General features: G+C 66.2%; 16 protein-coding genes. 4 read left to right on the forward strand and 12 right to left on the reverse strand.

The genetic code is table 11. The features are described from left to right. Nucleotides 1-15: 15 nt before the first annotated feature. The 6 genes from ACM43_RS32125 to ACM43_RS32150 form a co-directional block, all read right to left on the reverse strand. Nucleotides 16-987, reverse strand: coding sequence for an ABC transporter ATP-binding protein (locus tag ACM43_RS32125; RefSeq protein ID WP_271545502.1), 972 nt, complete (start codon nt 985-987; stop codon nt 16-18). Next, nucleotides 984-1,976 carry an ABC transporter ATP-binding protein gene (locus ACM43_RS32130; protein WP_271545504.1) on the reverse strand — a complete coding sequence of 331 codons (993 nt, stop codon included), beginning with the start codon at nt 1,974-1,976 and terminating at the stop codon, nt 984-986. Before ACM43_RS32130 ends, ACM43_RS32125 begins: the two co-directional genes overlap by 4 nt. Then, nucleotides 1,973-2,845: an ABC transporter permease gene (locus tag ACM43_RS32135; RefSeq protein ID WP_271545525.1), complete on the reverse strand. Its 873-nt coding sequence runs from the start codon at nt 2,843-2,845 to the stop codon at nt 1,973-1,975. The genes ACM43_RS32130 and ACM43_RS32135 overlap by 4 nt, the downstream gene beginning before the upstream one ends. Further along, on the reverse strand, nt 2,832-3,782 hold the full coding sequence (locus ACM43_RS32140; protein WP_271545527.1) for an ABC transporter permease: 951 nt from the start codon (nt 3,780-3,782) through the stop codon (nt 2,832-2,834). The genes ACM43_RS32135 and ACM43_RS32140 overlap by 14 nt, the downstream gene beginning before the upstream one ends. Before the next feature lie 7 nt (nt 3,783-3,789). Next, nucleotides 3,790-5,325, reverse strand: a complete 1,536-nt coding sequence (locus tag ACM43_RS32145; RefSeq protein WP_271545529.1) for an ABC transporter substrate-binding protein — start codon at nt 5,323-5,325, stop codon at nt 3,790-3,792. Between the two features lie 131 nt (nt 5,326-5,456). After that, nucleotides 5,457-6,653 (reverse strand): CaiB/BaiF CoA transferase family protein, encoded by a 1,197-nt coding sequence (locus tag ACM43_RS32150; protein ID WP_271545531.1) that lies wholly within the window; start codon nt 6,651-6,653, stop codon nt 5,457-5,459. Between the two features lie 193 nt (nt 6,654-6,846). Here ACM43_RS32150 and glgA point away from each other — a divergent pair, with 193 nt between their 5' ends. Beyond that, complete coding sequence (gene glgA / locus ACM43_RS32155) at nt 6,847-8,262, forward strand: glycogen synthase GlgA (protein ID WP_271545533.1); 1,416 nt, start codon at nt 6,847-6,849, stop codon at nt 8,260-8,262. A 306-nt stretch (nt 8,263-8,568) separates the two neighbouring features. On the opposite strand, the gene ACM43_RS32160 is transcribed toward glgA, so the two are convergent. The 3 genes from ACM43_RS32160 to ACM43_RS32170 all read right to left on the reverse strand — a co-directional run bounded on the left by ACM43_RS32160 (nt 8,569) and on the right by ACM43_RS32170 (nt 11,639). Then, nucleotides 8,569-9,519 carry an oxygenase MpaB family protein gene (locus ACM43_RS32160; RefSeq protein ID WP_271545535.1) on the reverse strand — a complete coding sequence of 317 codons (951 nt, stop codon included), beginning with the start codon at nt 9,517-9,519 and terminating at the stop codon, nt 8,569-8,571. A gap of 91 nt (nt 9,520-9,610) precedes the next feature. Further along, entirely contained in the window at nt 9,611-10,756 is a 1,146-nt protein-coding gene (locus ACM43_RS32165; RefSeq protein ID WP_271545536.1) for a patatin-like phospholipase family protein, read from the reverse strand. A 58-nt stretch (nt 10,757-10,814) separates the two neighbouring features. Continuing rightward, entirely contained in the window at nt 10,815-11,639 is an 825-nt protein-coding gene (locus ACM43_RS32170; RefSeq protein ID WP_271545538.1) for a 3-hydroxybutyrate dehydrogenase, read from the reverse strand. Between the two features lie 180 nt (nt 11,640-11,819). On the opposite strand from ACM43_RS32170, the gene ACM43_RS32175 reads away from it, so the two are divergent. Then, the gene (locus ACM43_RS32175; RefSeq protein ID WP_271545540.1) at nt 11,820-12,707 is read left to right on the forward strand and encodes a LysR family transcriptional regulator; all 888 of its coding nucleotides are present in this window, start codon (nt 11,820-11,822) and stop codon (nt 12,705-12,707) included. Between the two features lie 9 nt (nt 12,708-12,716). Here the strand turns inward: ACM43_RS32175 and ACM43_RS32180 are convergent, their stop codons facing one another. Continuing rightward, nucleotides 12,717-13,433: a peroxiredoxin-like family protein gene (locus tag ACM43_RS32180; RefSeq protein WP_271545542.1), complete on the reverse strand. Its 717-nt coding sequence runs from the start codon at nt 13,431-13,433 to the stop codon at nt 12,717-12,719. A gap of 273 nt (nt 13,434-13,706) precedes the next feature. Between ACM43_RS32180 and ACM43_RS32185 the strand changes: the two genes are divergently transcribed. Further along, entirely contained in the window at nt 13,707-14,186 is a 480-nt protein-coding gene (locus ACM43_RS32185; RefSeq protein ID WP_271545543.1) for a cupin domain-containing protein, read from the forward strand. Between the two features lie 107 nt (nt 14,187-14,293). Further along, nucleotides 14,294-15,496, forward strand: coding sequence for an MFS transporter (locus tag ACM43_RS32190; protein ID WP_271545545.1), 1,203 nt, complete (start codon nt 14,294-14,296; stop codon nt 15,494-15,496). Here ACM43_RS32190 and ccoS read toward each other — a convergent pair. Beyond that, nucleotides 15,493-15,660: a cbb3-type cytochrome oxidase assembly protein CcoS gene (gene ccoS, locus ACM43_RS32195; RefSeq protein WP_008550618.1), complete on the reverse strand. Its 168-nt coding sequence runs from the start codon at nt 15,658-15,660 to the stop codon at nt 15,493-15,495. The genes ACM43_RS32190 and ccoS overlap by 4 nt on opposite strands. After that, nucleotides 15,660-17,849, reverse strand: coding sequence for a cation-translocating P-type ATPase (locus ACM43_RS32200; protein WP_271545547.1), 2,190 nt, complete (start codon nt 17,847-17,849; stop codon nt 15,660-15,662). Before ACM43_RS32200 ends, ccoS begins: the two co-directional genes overlap by 1 nt. Nucleotides 17,850-17,853 lie beyond the last annotated feature (4 nt).

Consider the following 17,853-nt stretch of genomic DNA (forward strand, 5'->3'; position numbering starts at 1 on the left):
CAAACCGGTCTTAGTTCAGGCCAGCGGATGGTGGCAAGCCGCGAACTGGCCGGGTGCGATCTGGCGCAACTCCGGTATCTCCGCGCTGCAACGCTGATCTGCGCGCGGGCAGCGGGTGCGGAAGCGGCAGCCGGATGGCGGCGCAATCGGCGATGGCGGCTCGCCGGCCGCCACACTTTCGACGGGACGCACGTCCGGATCCGGCACCGGGATCGCCTGCAACAGCAGCGCGGTGTAGGGATGCGCAGGCCGCGCGAACAATTGCTGGGAGGGAGCGACCTCGCAGAGCCGGCCGAGATACATCACCGCGACGCGATCGCTGACTGCTTTGACCACGGCGAGGTCGTGCGCGATGAACAGCAGCGTCAGACCGAAGCGCGCCTTCATCTCCTCCAGAAGGTTGAGGATCTGCGCGCGAATGGAGACGTCGAGGGCCGACACCGGCTCGTCGCAGACGATGAATTCGGGTTTGAGCACCAGCGAGCGCGCGATGCAGATGCGCTGGCACTGGCCGCCGGAGAATTCGTGCGGCAGGCGGTTCGCCACGAGATCGGGGTCGAGCCCGACCGCGGAGAGCACCTCGTGAACGCGCCGTTTGCGCTCGGCGGCATCCTTGATCCCGGCGATGATCAGCGGCTCGGCGACGATGTCGCCGATGCGCCGGCGCGGATTGAGGGAAGCAATCGGATCCTGGAAGATCAGCTGCACGCGCCGGCGCATCCTGCGCAGCGCCTCGCCCTCCATGGCGGTGAGGTCCTCGCCGTCGAACATCACGCGGCCGGACTTAGCGCGGCGCAGTTGCAGCACCGCGCGGCCGAGCGTCGACTTGCCGCAGCCGGATTCGCCGACCAGTCCCAGCGTCTCGCCGCGCGCGACCTCGAGGCTGACACCGGAGACGGCATGAACAATCTTGTTACCCAGACCATATTCGACGACGAGATTGTCGACGCTCAGAAGCGGCGCGGGGCGCGCGGCAAGCTGCATCATGCCTCGATCCCCTCCGCCATCCGGATCGGATGGAAGCAGGCATAGAGATGTTCCGCCATCTCGGCACTCGTCAGGACCGGCTTGGCCTCATGACAGCGCGCCGTGGCATAATTGCAGCGCGGCGCGAAGGAGCAGCCTTTCAGAGGCCGCGTCGGATCGGGTGGACGGCCCGAGATCGCCGGCAGCGGCGTATGCGGCGCGGTCTCGAGCTTCGGGATCGCCGCCAGCAACGCCTCGGTGTAGGGCATGTGCATGCGCTTGAACAAGGCTTGCGTCGGCGCGCGCTCCACCACCCGGCCGGCATACATCACCGCGACCTCGTCGGCCCGGCCAGCGACGACGCCGAGATCGTGGGTGATGATGATCATCGCCATGTGGCGGCGGCGCTGCTCGCGCGCGAGCAGATCGAGGATCTGAGCCTGGATGGTGACGTCGAGCGCGGTGGTCGGCTCGTCCGCGATCAACAGCTTCGGCTCGCAGGACAGTGCGATCGCAATCGCGATGCGCTGGCGCATGCCGCCGGAGCATTGATGGGGATATTGTGTGAGCCGCTGCTCCGGGGCGGGAATGCCGACGGCGGCGAGCAGCTCGATGCTGCGGGCCTTCGCGGCGGGAGCGTCAAGCTCGAGGTGCTCCTGGATCGTCTCCATCAGCTGCGTGCCGATGGTGAGCACCGGGTTGAGCGAGGTCATCGGGTCCTGGAACACGACCGCGAGGTCGCGTCCGCGCAGGCGCCGCAGGCTTTCAGGCTCGAGCCGCACCAGATCCTCGCCGTCGAACATCACTCGGCCCGTCAGCTTCGCCTTCTTCGGCAGCAGCTGCAGCACGGCGCGCGAGAGCATGGTCTTGCCGCAGCCGGATTCGCCGACGATCCCGAGCGTGCGGCCGGCCTCCAGCAAAAGGTCGACGTGATCGACCGCACGCAAATTTCCGCGCGGGGTCGGCAGCTCGACCGCGACATCCTCGATGGCCAAGAGCGGCGCGCTCACAGCGCCCCCTGACGTGGGTCGGTGAGGGCCCGCAATGTGTCGCCGACGAGGTTGAACGCCAGCACGGTCGCGAACAGTGCCGCCGCCGGCAGGAAGGCGAGGCGCGGCGCGACGTCCAGACTGTCACGTCCCTCCCCGATCATGCTGCCCCAGCTCGGCATCGGCGGCGGCACGCCGAGGCCGAGGAAGGACAGCGCGCCCTCGACCACGATGGTGACGGCGACGCCGAGCAGGAAGAAGGCGAGCAGCGGCAGGATGACGTTCGGCAGCAGCTCGCGCAGCAGGATGCGCGCATGGCTCGCCCCTAGCGCCTCGGCCGCGATCACGAATTCTCGCCGCGCCAGCGTCAGCGTCGCCGCGCGCGCCACGCGCATGAAGGCGGGAATGCCGAGCACGCCGAGGACGACAGTGAGGTTGGGGACCGACTGCCCGAGATAGGCGACCACCGCGAGCGCGAAGATCAGCGGCGGAAACGCGAGCAGCACATCCATGCTGCCGACCACCAGCGTCTCGAACCGGCCGCGGAAGTAGCCGGCCAGCAGGCCGAGCGCGCCGCCGATGACGAGGCCGATCATGGGCGCGATCAGCCCGACCGTCAGCGACACCCGCGCGCCAAAGATCAGCCGGGCGAGCTCGTCGCGGCCGAGCCCGTCGGTGCCGAGCCAATGTTCGCTGGAGAAGGCGGCGCGCCGTTCCAGCATGTCCATGTCGGTCGGGTTCTGCAGCGGCAGCACCGGCGCCAGGATCGCAAGCGAAAGGATGATCGCAACCCAGGCGCTTGCGATCCAGAACAACAGGCCGAGCTTGGGCTTGCGGCCGACCGGCGCAGCCACGTCCTCGTCCTGGATCGACAGCTCAAGCGTGGCCATGGCGGATCCTGGGGTCGAGCACGGCGTAGAGCATGTCGACGATGAAGTTCACGATGACGAAGCCGCAGGCGACCAGCAGCACGACGCCCTGGAGAATGACGAGGTCGCGGGTGTAGATCGCCCCGACCAGCAGCCGGCCGATGCCGGGCAGCGCGAAGATCGATTCCACGATCAGCGTGCCGCCGAGCAGGCGGCCGATATTGATGCCGGTTACCGTCACCAGGGTCAGCGACGACGGCTTCAGCGCATGCACGAACAGGATACGCGATGGCTTGAGACCCTTTGCTTTCGCCAGCGCGATATAGTCCTCCTGCAACGTCGCGATCATGTCGGAGCGCAGCACGCGCATGATGCCCGGCCATTCCGCCAGCGCCAACGTCAGCGCCGGCAGCACGAAGAAGCGCAAATTGGCCAGCGGCGCCTCGGTGAACGGCACATAGCCGGTCGCCGGCAGCCAGCGCAGCTCGACCGCGAACAGATAGATCAGCAGGATCGCAGTCAGGAACGACGGCATCGACAGCATCGCGAAAGCGCTGCCGGTCATGAAGCGGTCGAACGCACCGCCGGCGCGCGCGGCACAGGCGATCGCGACGGGAACACCGATCAGGAGCCCGATGAACTCTGCCATCAGCATCAACTGCAGCGAGACCGGAATGCGCTCGGCCACCGCCTGCAGCACCGTCTGCCCGGTGCGAAACGAGCGGCCGAGATCGCCCTGCACCACGTGGCCGAGCCAGCTCAGGTAGCGCCACCACAGCGGCTGGTCGAGCCCCATGTCGCGGCGCAACGCCGCGACGTTCTCCGGCGTTGCCTGGTCGCCGAGGATGACGAGCGCGAGATCGCCCGGCAGCAGCGAGGCGATCAGGAACGTCAGCAACGAGACGGCGAGCAGCACCGGCAGCATGGCAAGCAGCCGCCGAACGATGAAGTTCAGCATCGCGCCATCATTCCAGCCAGGTTCTGGAGACGTCCATCACGCCGTTGTACATCTTCGGAAAGCCTTTCAGCTTGGCACTCGACAGCGCGTAATAGGTGTTCTGGAAGGTCCAGAACCAGATCGCCTCCTTGTTGATCAGGCGGCTGATGGCGCAGTAATCCTCGCTGCGTTGGCCCATATCTGCGGTCACGCGTGCATGATCCAGCAGCCTGTCGAGCTCGGGGTTCGAATATCCGGAGAGCGACAGCGGACTGCCGCTGCGGAAATTCGCGTACATCTGCGGATCGGGATCGGCGAGATCGACGATGCGCCACGGCGTAAGCTGGAATTGCCGCGTGAAGGCTCGCGTCGGAATCGTGGCCTGGTCGACCTGCTCGATCTCCATGTTGGCGCCGACGCGCTTCCAGAACTGCTGCAGCACCTGGCCGATGATGCGGCCGCGCGGCGTTGCCGTCACCAGCATCTTGAACTCGACCGGCTTGCCATAATCCTTGATCAGCGCCTTGGCCTTCTCGACGTCGAACGGCAGCGCCCCGTCGTCCTTGCACTTGACCCAGGAGCCGTCGCCGTAAGGATTGCTCGCCGGCCGGCTCAGGCCGTTGCTGATCGCCTGCGACATCTTGGGACGGTCGATCGCCATCACCAGCGCCTGGCGCACCCGCACGTCGTCGAACGGCGCCACCTTGGTGTTGAAGGCATAGACCGCAGCGCCCGAGCCCTTGTAGGTGTGAACGGTGAGCTTGGGGTCCTTCTGCGCCTTCGTGATGTTGTCGGCGTCGTTCTCGTCGTCCCAGATGATGTCGGCCTCGCCCGATTGCAGGGAGGCGAAGCGCGACTGCGCGTCGGGTAGCGGCTTCAGGACGATGCGGTCGAGATAGGGACGGCCTTTGTCCCAATAGTTCGGGTTCTTCTCCAGCACCATGCGGTCGCCAGCGGTCCATGATTTCAGGATGTAGGGGCCGGTGCCGACGGGGTTGCGATTGTAATCGTCACCCTTGGTCTTCCAGGCGGTTGGAGAGTGGATGACGTTGTTGGAACTCTGAATGGTAATAACCGCCGGCCAGTTGATCGAAGGGTCGGTAAGATTGTAGATGAGGGTGTAGTCGTCGGGGGCCAGCACCTCTTTCACGTTGGTGATGTAAAAGGCGCAGCGACACTTGTTGGCGGGATTCTTCTGCCGGTCGAAGTTCTCCTTCATGGCCTGCGCGTTGAATGGCGTGCCGTCATGAAATGTCACGCCTTCGCGGAGCTTGAAGGTCCAGGTCTTGTAATCCTCGGAATGGGTCCAGGACACCGCGAGCTTCGGCGCGGGCTCGCCCTTGTCATTCAGCGTTGTGAGCGTGTCGAAGATCGCGGCCGCAGCCGTATTGGTCGACGTGTCGTAGACACCGACCTTGAGTGGATCGAAGCCCGGAATATCCAGCTCCTGGCCGACGGTGATGCTGCCGCCCGATTTCTGCGCCTGTACCGGCGTTGCCAGTGCAAATGCCGCAACGAGGAAAATAGGCACGCGCCTGCGTGCCAAGGCCGCCGCGTTCGTCATGGTTCCTCCCGGGATCCGTCGTCCGATGTTTCGGATCGTTGAATGACTCGGAGGCGAGCTTGGCGACAAATGCTCGCCTCGGCAAGGGGAACGAACGAGAGTTCAAACGCCGCATGTGGCGGCGATAAGACTCAGGATGTCGCGGCCGTTTTGCCTGGCGGAATTGCCGAGCCGTCGGCAAGCCCGATCTCCTGGCGCAAGGCGGCGGTGTGCTCGCCGAGCACGGACACGGTCTTGGCCGGCGCCGTGTCAGCGCCCGACATCCGGAACGGCAGGTTGAGCACCTGGAATGAGCCGCCCTCGTCCCGCACCTCTGAGAGCGCACGGCGATGCGCAAGCTGCGGATCAGCCAAGGCCTCGGACACGCTGCGATAGGCCGAGGCCGGCACGCCGGCAGCCCCGAGTGCGCGCAGGCACGCCTCGGTCGAAAGCTGCCGCGACCAGATTTCGACGCCGTCCATCAGCTCGGCCCAGTTCTCGCGGCGCGCGGCATAGGTGGCGAAGCGTGGATCGGAAACCCAGTCCGGGCGGCCGATCACCCCCATCAGGGCCTGGAACGTCTTCTCGCTGGCGATCGTGATCATGACGTAGCCGCTTGCCGTCTCGGTCGGCCCGAACATGGGGCGCGGCGGCGGCGGCACCGCGAATTGCGAGCTCTGCAGCTCGGTCAGCGTCAGCGACAGCATGGTTTCCAGCATGGAGACGTCGATGTGCTGGCCGGCGCCCGTCACGCTGCGTTGATAGAGCGCCGACGCGATCGCGCCAAAACCATAGGTCCCGGTGACGACGTCGGCGTGGTAGATACCGCAATAGTCGGGACGGTTGCGGCCCGGCTGGTAGGCGAGATGGGCCATGTCATAGCCCGAGGCCGCGTGGATCACCGGGGCGTAGGCCGGCAGCTCGGCCGAAGGGCCGGTCTGGCCATAGCCCGAGATCGAGCAGTAGATCAGCCTCGGGTTGACCTGGCGCAGGCTGTCGTAGTCGAGCCGAAGGCGGCGCATCACGCCGGGACGAAAGTTCTCGACCAGGATGTCTGACGTCGCGGCCAGCCGGCGCACCGCCTCCTTGCCGTCCTCGGACTTGAGGTCGAGGACCACGCTCTTCTTGCCGACATTGAGCTGGCCGAACGCGGTGCTGCAGCCGTTGCGCAGCGGCGGCCGGGTCCGCATCGTCTCGCCGCCGTCGGTCTCGATCTTGATGACCTCGGCGCCCATGTCGGCGAGCATCCGTGTGCAATGGGGCCCGGCGATCGTGGTCGAAAAATCCAGCACCCGCAGGCCTGCGAAGGCCTTTGTCGTCGTCCCCTCATGCTTATCTGCTAGCTGCATGCCTGCCTGCGCCCTCGGATCTCGTGGGAACCATCGAAGTTCTTTGTTGTTGATGCGGCGACCCTAGAGGGCGGCGGCTGAGTAGGAAAGTGTTTACCGAACAGACGTGCCGCGTGGGCGGGCTTTGGAATTCCAGCACAACTGGACCCGTTCTTGCATAGCAGCGAGCGGGATCGGAAAAGGGCGGCTGTTCTTGAGGGTCTTGTTCGTCACCACTGAGATGGACGACTTCGTTCGCGTCGGCGGACTGGGCGCCGTTTCCGCCGCCCTTCCCCGCGCACTTCGCTCCTTCGCCGATATCCGGATCATGCTGCCCGGCTATCGCGACATCATCGAGCAACTCACCCATATCCAGATCGTTGGCCGCTGTCCGGCATTCGCGGAGATGCCGGCCTGCTCGCTTGGCCGTGCCGCGACCAAGGACGGGCTGCCGGTCTATGTGCTGTTGTGCTCGCAGCTCTACGACCGGCCCGGCAACCCCTATGGCGACGAGCTCGGGCGCGATTGGCCCGACAACGACATCCGCTTCGCGCGCTTCGCCTCGGCCGCGGCTGAGCTCGCCATGGGCAAGCTGGACAAGAATTGGGCAGCAGACCTGATCCATGCCAACGACTGGCAGGCCTCGCTCGTGCCGGCCTACCTGGCCTGGCAGGGCGCCAAGCTCCCATCCATCCTGACCATCCATAACCTCGCCTATCAGGGCCTCTTCCCGAAGGACTCGCTGCGGCGGATCGGCGCACCGGAGAGCTCCTTCCACATCGACGGCGTCGAGTTCTACGACCAGGTCTCCTTCCTCAAGGCGGGCCTCGTCTACGCCTCCCACCTCACCACGGTGAGCGGTACCTATGCGCGGGAGATCACCACGGCCGAATTCGGCTGTGGCCTGGAGGGCCTGCTCCGCCTGCGCTCGGACGCCGCCGAGCTCACCGGCATCCTCAACGGCATCGACGAGAGCTGGGACCCGCGCTCCTGCGCCCAGCTCGCCCAGCAATTCGGTGCCGGCGACTGGGTCGGCAAGAAGGCCAATGCGGATTACGTCCGCAAGCAGTTCGGGCTGGCGGTCTCGCGCGGACCGATGTTCGGCATCGTCGCGCGCCTCGTGCACCAGAAGGGCATCGACCTCGTTCTGTCAGCGGCGGACGAGATCGTCGACGCCGGCGGGCAGATCGTGGTCACCGGCTCCGGCGAGCCGGCGCTCGAGCAGGCCTTGATCGACGCGCACCGCCGCCGCCCCGACGCGATCGGGGTTGCGATCGGCTTCAACGACGCCCAGGCGCGGCGCATCTTTGCCGGCAGCGACTTCACCCTGATGCCGTCGCGGTTCGAGCCGTGCGGGCTCAGCCAGATGTACGCGCAGCGCTTCGGCTCGCTGCCGATCGGTCACCAGACCGGCGGCCTCGCCGAGACCATCAGCGACGGCGAGACCGGATTCCTGTTCTCGAAGCCCTCGCGCGAGTCCTTCCTCGGCGGCGTGCGGCGCGCCTTCTCGGCCTTCATGGCCCACGACCAGCTCGACACCATGCGCCGCAGCGCCATGGGGCGCTCGTTCTCCTGGAGCGTCTCGGCCGGCAGCTACAGCGCGCTGTACCGCAAGCTGGCATCGGTGTGAGGATGAGGCGCCCCGAGGAGCGTACTCATTCTCCGTCATTGCGAGGAGCGAAGCGACGAAGCAATCCAGAATCCCTCAGCGGTGACAGTCTGGATTGCTTCGCTGCGCTCGCAATGACGATGCGGAGAAAGTCGCGCGCCCCACTCCGCTCTCGTGCCCCGGACACAGCGCAGCGCGTCGCCCTTGCGACGTGGTGCGCTGCTGAGCCGGGGCCCACGCTGCACAGGAGTTCGTGGCCTCTGGGTCCCGGCTCTGCGCCGCAACGCTCATGCGTTGCGGCTTGTCCGGGACACGAGCGATCGGCCGTCACCCCTTCCCGCGCACATCCATCTGCGGACGGCCGATCCAGGCGCGATTAAGACACCGCGTCATCCAATCAGGCTGCGCTTCGCCCCGCAGCCGCGCCTGCGCTTCCTGGTAGGGACCGACATAGCGCAGCCGGCCAGGCAATTTCGGATAGACGAGCCTGATCCATCGCAGCGCGTTGTCGGCAGATCGGATCCCGCGCTCGTCGAGCTCGAAGCCGAAGCCTGCGCGCAAGCGCTCGGGCAGCATGCTCGCGGTGAGCGCGCGATACCAGCGCGGCGGCCGCAGCCACGGGCGCGCGCCGCTGAATATCTGCGCGGCGATCTCGCGCGCCGCAGGGCCAACGGTCAGCGTCTCCGACTGCGCCATTGCCTTGGTGTAGGCGACGAAGCCGGACCAATCCGCCGGCAAATCATCCCGCGTCAATCCGAAGAGGGCGCCGTACAGCCTGGCCTCGCTCCAATAGCGATCGCGCTCCTCCGCCGAGAGTGGCGGCAGCACCAGATCATGTGTCATGAGCGCGGTCTCGACCAGCGTCGCGTGGACCCAGCGCAGCGCGGGGATGTCGTTGGCGCAGTAGCGCGAGCCGGCCGCGAACGGCCCCACGGTCTCGGGCATCTCGCCGACGATCATGCTGTGACGCCGATGCAGCTGCCGGGACGACAGCAGCGCCCGGTCCAGCGAGCCGAACACCATCGTAAAGACGATGTCGAAGGTGCGATGGAAGCGGCCGATCGGATCGGCAAGGGTGCGCGAATGCTCGGCGATCGCCGCCGCCACCCAGGGATGGGCCAGTTGCAGCAGCAGCGCACGGCCGGCGCCGAGAAAGAGCACGGCCTCCCGGTCGATCCGCCAGGTCAGTGAGGCCGGGCCGAATACGCCCGCGACCGGTCCCGCCGCGTTGGCACGCAGCGTATCGAGCGACTCCTCCAGATCTTTCTCAGCGACCAATTGCAAGCCTCGCGACGAAGATACGGCGACCATACTCCGGACCGCGCGCCCGCAAAATCGTCGTCGTGCGAGGCTATGACGGACAGAGCCCTCACTCCGCCGCCATCGGCATCTCGTCCATATGCTCGTGTAGCACGACGCCGGCGAGCGGATCAAATTCGCCGATCCAGGGCTTGCGCGCCAGCACCGATTTCGTGTGCGCATAGCCGGCGTGCCAGCGCCGCGTGATCCCGGACGGACTGAAGTCGATGTCCTTGGTATGGGTCTCGTGCTCGAGCTGCGGCGCCAGCAGCCGCACCACATGCATGCGGGTTGGACAGCCGTAGCTCGTCAGTTCCCTCACCGCGGGATCGTTGCGCTCGCTCTCGGGCAGCCGCGCCGCGAGCTGATTGATGACATGGCGCAGCCGATGGGCCTGCTCTTGGCGCACGATCTGGCTGGCGATGCGGCTGGAATATTGCACGTCCTTGTGCCGGTTCAGCACCTCCGCCATCGTGGTCGGCTCCGGCCCGACCGGATTCCACAGATGCACGGAGAAGATCAGCGAGTTCCTGCGTGGATTGTCATCGAACACGGCTTCGGTCGGCGTGTTCGACAGAATGCCGCCGTCCCAATAGAGCTCGCCGTCGATGCGCACGGCGGGGAATGCCGGCGGCAGCGCGCCCGAGGCCATCACATGCTTCACCGTCAGCTCGCCGTCGCGGCTGTCGAAATAGCGCATTTCGCTGGTGCCGACATGAGCCGCACCGACCGTCAGACGCGGCGCGCAGCGGTTGGCGAGATCAAAATCGACGAGCTCGCTCAGCGTCTTCTCCAGCGGCGCGGTCGAATAATAGCCGGCGTGATCGGCGCCCAGCGGATAGGAATCGCCGGCATGGGCCAGCGGATTGGGCCGGAAGAAACCGGCAATGCCGTGGGTCACGGTCGACCAATAGGCCAGCTTCTCGTTGAAGCCGGGAAACGCGGTGCGCCAGTTCCAGACCGGCTGCTGCTCCATCCGCTTCCAGAACTCACGCAAGCGCGCGAGGCGGTGCTCGGGCGCGTTGCCGGCGATGAGGCTCGCATTGATGGCGCCGATCGACGTGCCGATGATCCAGTCCGGCTCGATGCCGGCTTCGTGCAAGGCCTGGTAGACCCCGGCCTGGTACGAGCCGAGCGCGCCGCCGCCCTGAAGCACGAGCACGACCTGACCCGGCAGGTCGTGCTGCTTATGCTGAGAATTGTCCTGCGTGCCCATGTCTCGCTCCTGGTGAGCTTGCACCGTTGGAACATTCGACTTGCTGCGCCGGCCCATGTCAATGCGCGGTCCAACCGCCGTCGACCGGCAGCGCAACGCCGGTGATCGAGGCCGCCACATCCGTCGACAGGAACACCGCGAGTGCGCCGAGCTCCTCGACCGTAACAAAGCGCTTGTTCGGCTGTTGCGCCAGCAGCACGTCGCGGATCACCTGATCGCGGGAGATGCCATGGGCCTTGGCCTGGCCGTCGATCTGCGCCTCGACCAGCGGCGTATGGACATAACCAGGGCAGATCGCGTTGCAGGTGATGCCCTGCTCCGCCGTCTCCAGCGCCGTCACCTTGGTGAGGCCGACGATGCCATGCTTGGCGGTGACATAGGCTGCCTTGAACGGCGAACCGACCAGGCCGTGCGTGGAGGCAATGTTGATGATCCGGCCGAAACCGTTCTGCCGCATTGCGGGCAACGCGAGCCGCGTGGTGTGGAAGGCCGAGGACAGGTTGATCGCGAGGATCTGGTCCCACTTCTCGACCGGAAACTGGTCGAGCGGCGCGACATGCTGGATGCCAGCGTTGTTGACCAGGATGTCCAGCCGGCCGGATTGGGCCACCGTCGCCGCGATCATCTCGGCGATCGATTTCGGCCTCGTCATGTCCGCCGGCGAATAGCTGGCCTTGACGCCGAACTCGGCGGCCATCTGTTCGCGCGTCCGGCCGATCTCGCTGGCGACGCCAAGGCCGTTGAGCGCGATGTCGGCGCCAGAGGCAGCGAGTGCCCGTGCGATGCCGAGACCGATGCCGCTGGTCGACCCGGTGACGAGCGCCACCTTGCCGGCCAGCACGCGTGACGAAGCGGACGTCTGCGTCTTGATGGGGATATTCATGGTCCAGACCTCTTCTCGGCGCAACACCGCGCCAGGCTGGAGCGAAATCTGCGGGATCTCCTGGACTTGGGGAAATGCCGGTTGGCTTCCGAGTCCATACATCCGCGCTATCGCAGGCGGGATGTCATTTCCCGCCCTGATCGGCTAGATTTCCGGTCGATTTTCGCTGGGGGCCGATCCATGGAAATGCACCAAGTCCGCTATTTCCTCGCGGTGGCGCAGCTCTTGAACTTCACGCGCGCGGCCGAGGAGTGCAACGTCACGCAGCCGTCGCTGACGCGCGCAATCAAGCAGCTCGAGGCCGAGCTTGGCGGCGATTTGTTCCGCCGCGAGCGGCCCGCCGCGCAATTGACCGAGCTCGGCCAGCGCATGCATCCGCTCCTGAAGCAGTGCTATGACGCGGCCGTTGGCGCGCGCTCGCTGGCCTCCTCGTTTCGGAGCGGAGAGATCGGTGCGCTCCGCATCGCGCTGACGCATTCGATCGACCTCGCTTTGCTGATTCCGCATCTCAACGAGATCAAGCGGCAGTTCAACCGGCTCGAATTCCGCTTCCTGCGCGGCTCGAGCCGGGAGGTCGGGGACTTCCTGAAGAAGGGCGAAGCCGAGCTCGGCATCGCAGCCGAGATCGACGAGGCTTGGGACCGGCTGGATGTCTGGCCGCTGTTCACCGAGAGCTTCGAGCTCGTCGTCGGCGACGGGCACCGGCTGGCCGGACGCAGCTCGGTCGAGATGGACGATCTGCGATCGGAGCTGCTGCTGAGCCGAACCTTCTGCGAGCACGCGCGTCGCATCTCCGCGAGCCTGCGCGAGCACGGCATCGACATCGAACAGGGTCATGAGGTCTCGAACGAGCGCGACTTGATCGAGCTGATCGAGGCCGAGATGGGCATCGCCATGGTGCCGCACACCTCGCCAGTGCCGGAGCGGTTGACCCGCGCCGCGGTCACGGGGCTGGACGCCCGCCGCACCGTCAATCTCTATGGGGTCGCCGGCCGGCAACGCACCGCGGCGGGCAACGCCGTGATGCGCATGCTGCGCGGCGCCGACTGGCGCGAGATCGCGGGGTAGCGCCGCCGATCAATTCTCCCGGCTCGCGCGCTCCAGCGCTTCGATCAAATCGTCGATCTCCATGCGCTTGCGGAAATCCGGATCGACGAAGCGGGCTTTCACAATGCCGTCGCGTCCGACCACGAACAACGCCGGGATCGGCAGCATCCAGCCGTCATTGCCGTGGAATTTCGCCATGTCCTGATAGGACAGCAATTGCTGAATCTCGGCGCCGAGCCAGATCGCGAGGTTGAGCGACAGCGCATAGCCGTTGTCGAGATCCGTCAGGATCGGAAACGGCGCACCGGATTCAGCCTTGAGATGTCCGGTATATTCCTGCGTCTCCGGCACGATCGCGACGACCTGCGCCCCCATCGCCTTGATGCGGTCCAGCGCCTGGACCACGGCGCGGACATTGAGCCGGCAATAGGGACACCAATGGCCGCGGAAGAACATCACCGCGACGGGGCCGTCCTCCAGCAGCGAGGGCAGCGAGACGAGACGCCCACCCTCGTCGGGCAGCATGAACGGCGGCATCGGATCGCCCGGCCGCGGCGCGGTCTCGCCGCCGCCGTTGTCGCTCAATCGCGCGACCAGGCGATCGACCGCCTCGCCATAGGCCGGAAAGACCTCGCGGCTGGCATCGGCATAGGCGCGGAGCTGTTCGTTCAGCGTGCTGTCCATGTCGCGGCAGCGCTGGAACGCAAGCCTGAGCTGTTCGGCGTCGGCTGGCGAGAGAGACGTCATCTTCCTGCTCCGGCTTCCTTGCGGGCGAATATTAGTTTCCCGGTTCGCCCGCCCGCAAGGGGCGACCGCAATCGGGCGCGCTGGCATCGGACGCCGGATACCGCGAAAGCGGAAATGCCGATGCCCAATCGGTTCGATAGCTGCCGCCTATCGGCATAGCGCGGGGCTATCGCATCGAAAGCAAGCCGGCATTTCAAGATGGAGAAAGTCTCAACGAAGCTCCTGCCATAGCCCGCGGCCATCAGGGCTCGCGGCCAACAGAGGAGACTTCCCATGTCTAGCCATCTCACAATGTCGCGCGTGGTTTGGACAGGCGTTGCCGTTCTCGGCGCGCTGACATTCGCGACACCGGTTTTCGCCGGCGAATGTCCGGCCGGCAAGACCAAGCCGAACGCGCAGCCGATGGTCGACCACAAGGCCGTCGGCGTCACCGACGTGACGCTCGGCACGATCGATCTCGGCAAGCAGCCCGCCCGTATCGAGGGCCGCGAGCTGCGCTTTCGCAAGCTGACCATCGCGCCCGGCGGCATCGTGCCTTGGCATACCCACGACGACCGCCCCGCCCTGATCTTCGTGCAGCAGGGCGAGATCGTCGAATACGCCTCCAACTGCGTCGACCCGATCGTGCACAAGGCCGGCGACATCCGCCCCGAAGTCCACGGCACCTCGCACTGGTGGAAGAACCTCGGCAAGGAGACCGTCATTCTCTATGTCGGCGACGTCCGTAGGGATCCTAACGATAATCATATGTGACGGCCTTTGATGTCCGTCATTCCGGGGCGCGAAGCGAACCCGGAATCTCGAGAGTCCGGGTCTGGTGATCGCGCACCAGCCCGGAATGACAGAAGGGAATGCACGCCATGACCGATCTTTCCGCGTCGATCAAACCGACCGCGATCACGATGGATGCGCAATCCCCTGGCCTCGCGCTTCGCTCGCTCGTGATCGGCCTCACCGCCTTCCTGACCGTCGTCGATCTGTTCGCCACGCAGGCGATCCTGCCCTCGCTGACACGGCACTACGGCGTCACACCCGCGGCAATGGGTTTTGCCGTCAATGCCAGCACCTTCGGCATGGCCGCAGCCAGCCTCGTGGTCGGTTTCTTGAGTCCGCGTATCGAACGGCGAACCGGCATCCTGCTGAGCCTCGTCCTGCTTGCGGTCCCCACCAGCCTGCTTGCCGTCGCGCCCAATCTTGCCGTCTTTACCGCCCTACGGGTCGCGCAGGGCCTGTGCATGGCGTCCGCCTTCGCGCTCACCCTCGCCTATCTCGGCGAGCAATGCAGCGCCATGGACGCCGGCGGCGCGTTTGCCGCCTATATCACCGGCAATGTCGCGAGCAACCTCGTCGGCCGGCTGATCTCGGCCGCAATTGCCGACGGGTTCGGCCTCGCCTGGAATTTCTATCTGTTCGCAGCGCTCAATCTGGCCGGCGCGGCGCTGGTCTATTTCACGATTCGACGCGTGCGGCCGATGCATGCGACGATGCCGGCGGCGTCGCCGCTTGCCGCCACCATCGCGCACTGGCGCAATCCGCAGCTGCGCGCCGCGTTCGGCATCGGCTTCTGCATCCTGTTCGCCTTCATCGGCACCTTCACCTACGTCAATTTCGTGCTGGTGCGGCCGCCGCTGTCGCTCGGCATGATGGATCTCGGCCTCGTCTATTTCGTGTTCCTGCCCTCTATCGTCACGACGCTTCTCGCCGGCAAGGTGACTGTACGGCTGGGAACAAGGCCCACGATCTGGAGCGCGCTCGCTGTCGCCGGACTCGGCCTGCCCTTGATGCTGTCGCCGCGTCTGGGCGAAGTGCTCGCCGGCATGGTCCTGGTCGGGGTCGGCACATTCTTCGCACAGGCCGCCGCGACGAGTTTCGTCGGACAGGCCGCAGCCGACAATCGCGGCATCGCCAGCGGGAGCTATCTTGCGTGTTACTTCTGCGGCGGACTGGTCGGCACCGCCGTGCTCGGGCGCCTGTTCGACGCTTTCGGATGGCAGGCGTGCATATTCGGCGTGGGCGCGGCGCTCGCGGCCGCAGCCCTGCTTACATCCGCCCTGAAACGCTAGCGCTTGGCCGGCGCTTCCTGCGGCGGCTCGTCATCGGCGATGGCGCGCCAGGCGGCGCCGTCGAGATCGTCGTACTGGCCGCTTCTGAGCGACCACAGGAAAGCCACGAGCCCGGCACCTCCGAGCATCAAGGCCAGCGGGACCAGGATGACCAGGATCTCCATTACACGATCTCCCGCGAGGCGCTGCGGGCGCGCAGCGAGTTCAGCATCACCAGGATCGACGATCCGCTCATGGCGGCAGCGGCGATCAGGGGCGTCACGACGCCGCTGATCGCAACCGGCACCGCGAGCACATTGTAGCCGACCGCAAGCCAGAGGTTCTGCCGCATCAAATGCAGCGCCTTGCGCGAAGCGTCGATGGCGGCAACCACCGGCGCCAGCGGCCGGCCGAGGAAGACGAGATCGGCGGTGGCCTGGCTGAGATGCGCGGCCGAGATCGGCGACATCGAGACATGGGCTGCCGCGAGCGAGGGCGCATCGTTCACGCCGTCGCCGACCATCAGCACTTTCGCGCCGCTCCGTTTCAATTCTTCAATCCGCTCAATCTTGTCGGCTGGGGTGACGCCGGCGCGCCATTCGGGAATGCCGAGCGCATGTGCCGCCGCCGTCACTGCAGGCTCTCGATCGCCGGACAAGATTTCGATGCCGATGTTGCGCTCCTTCAGCGCTGCGATAACAACCTGCGCATCGGGGCGCAGACCCTGGCGAACCGTGAGGACGAACCTTTCGCTCCCCTTGCTGAACGCGACGATGGAGGCTTCGGGATCGACCATGAGGCCGCCGATCAGCGCCTCTGCGTCGCAGAAAGAGGGGCGACCAAGGCGAATCTCAACGCCGTCGACGGTGGCACGGACGCCCTGCCCGGCCTCCTCCACCGCACTCAGGATCGGAGATTTCGCACCGGCTGCCTGCGCAACCGCAGCCGCGACCGGATGATGGCTCGAGAGTGCGAGCCGGCCGGCGAGTTCGAAGATTTCGGCGGGGATGTCGGCGGCATTCATGACTTCGAGCTCGGGCAGCGTCAGCGTGCCGGTCTTGTCGAAGATGACATGATCGGCTTCGGCCAGCCGCTCGATCGCATCGCCCGCATTGAGCAGCACACCCGCCCTAAACATCGCACCCGAAGCCACCGTCTGCACCGTCGGGATTGCGAGCCCGAGCGCGCAGGGACAGGTGATGATCAGCACGGCGACGCCGGTCACGATCGCATCATGCCAGCTCGCACCGGCGACGACCCAGCCGAGAATTGTCAGGAGCGCGGTCGCATGCACCACCGGCGCATAGAGCCGCGAGGCCCGGTCGGCAAGGCGCATGTAGCGCGAGCGCGCCTGGAGCGCGTTGTCGAGCAGCCGCGTGATCTCGGCGAGCAGCGTCGCCTCGGAGGCGGCCGAGACTCGCACCCGCAAGCTGCCGGAGATGTTCATCGATCCCGCATAGACCGGCGTGCCCTGCTCGGCCGTGACATAGAGCGTCTCGCCGGTGATCAGGCTCTGGTCGATCTCGGAACGCCCTTCGATCACGGTGCCGTCGACCGCGCAGCGCTCGCCCGGCCGGAGCAGCACGATGTCGCCGGGATGGATCGCCGCAACCGGCACCTGCGAAATCTCGTCGGGGCCGATGAACTTCGCCGCCGTCTCAGCCTTCAGCGCGGCGAGATTGCCGGCGACCGCGCGGGTCCGCCGCCGCATGTTCTGATCGAGGAAGCGGCCAACCAGGAGGAAGGTCAGCAGCATGATCGCCGCGTCGAAATAGGCATGCTCGGCGTGGTGGATGGTCTCGACCACGGACATGCCGAGCGCCAGGATCACGCCGATCGAGATCGGCACGTCCATGTTGGTGGTCTTGGCCGACAGCGCGCGCCAGGCCGAGTGGAAGAACGGCTGGCCGGCATAGGCTGCCGCCGGCAGCGCGATCAGCGCCGACAGCCAGTGGAAGAAATCGCGCTGCTCCGGCAGCATGTCCGAGGCGTTGCCCGACCATACCGGGATCGACAGCATCATCACGTTCATGGTGGCGAAGGCCGCAACGCCGAGGCAGCGCAGCAGGAAGCGGGATTCGGCGACCTCGGCCACCTCCGCGCTCTCGGTCTCGAACGGATAGGCCTTGTAGCCGAGTTCCTCGAGGCGGTCGATGAAGCGGCCGGGGTCGAGCGTGCCCGCCTTCCATTCCAGCGCAACGCGGCGGTCGGTGAGGTTGACGCGGGCCAGCGTGACGTCGGGGATGGCCGAGAGCCCGCGCTCGATCTTGGCCATGCAGCCGGCGCAGTGGACGCCCTCGACGGCGAGATCGATGTGCCGGAGGCCCTCGCCCGCATCGCGGACATAGTGAGAGAAATCGCGCGTGACCTGCATGACG

Source organism: Bradyrhizobium sp. CCBAU 45321, from assembly GCF_028128975.1.
Classification (GTDB): Bacteria; Pseudomonadota; Alphaproteobacteria; order Rhizobiales; family Xanthobacteraceae; genus Bradyrhizobium; species Bradyrhizobium yuanmingense.

Coding starts and splice junctions, on each gene's coding strand:
- ACM43_RS32125 (WP_271545502.1), bottom strand. CDS start 987: ATGATGCAGCTTGCCGCGCGCCCCGCGCCGCTTCTGAGCGTCGACAAT.
- ACM43_RS32135 (WP_271545525.1), bottom strand. CDS start 2,845: ATGGCCACGCTTGAGCTGTCGATCCAGGACGAGGACGTGGCTGCGCCG.
- ACM43_RS32140 (WP_271545527.1), bottom strand. CDS start 3,782: ATGCTGAACTTCATCGTTCGGCGGCTGCTTGCCATGCTGCCGGTGCTG.
- ACM43_RS32145 (WP_271545529.1), bottom strand. CDS start 5,325: ATGACGAACGCGGCGGCCTTGGCACGCAGGCGCGTGCCTATTTTCCTC.
- ACM43_RS32150 (WP_271545531.1), bottom strand. CDS start 6,653: ATGCAGCTAGCAGATAAGCATGAGGGGACGACGACAAAGGCCTTCGCA.
- ACM43_RS32165 (WP_271545536.1), bottom strand. CDS start 10,756: ATGGGCACGCAGGACAATTCTCAGCATAAGCAGCACGACCTGCCGGGT.
- ACM43_RS32170 (WP_271545538.1), bottom strand. CDS start 11,639: ATGAATATCCCCATCAAGACGCAGACGTCCGCTTCGTCACGCGTGCTG.
- ACM43_RS32175 (WP_271545540.1), top strand. CDS start 11,820: ATGGAAATGCACCAAGTCCGCTATTTCCTCGCGGTGGCGCAGCTCTTG.
- ACM43_RS32180 (WP_271545542.1), bottom strand. CDS start 13,433: ATGACGTCTCTCTCGCCAGCCGACGCCGAACAGCTCAGGCTTGCGTTC.
- ACM43_RS32185 (WP_271545543.1), top strand. CDS start 13,707: ATGTCTAGCCATCTCACAATGTCGCGCGTGGTTTGGACAGGCGTTGCC.
- ACM43_RS32190 (WP_271545545.1), top strand. CDS start 14,294: ATGACCGATCTTTCCGCGTCGATCAAACCGACCGCGATCACGATGGAT.
- ccoS (WP_008550618.1), bottom strand. CDS start 15,660: ATGGAGATCCTGGTCATCCTGGTCCCGCTGGCCTTGATGCTCGGAGGT.
- ACM43_RS32200 (WP_271545547.1), bottom strand. CDS start 17,849: ATGCAGGTCACGCGCGATTTCTCTCACTATGTCCGCGATGCGGGCGAG.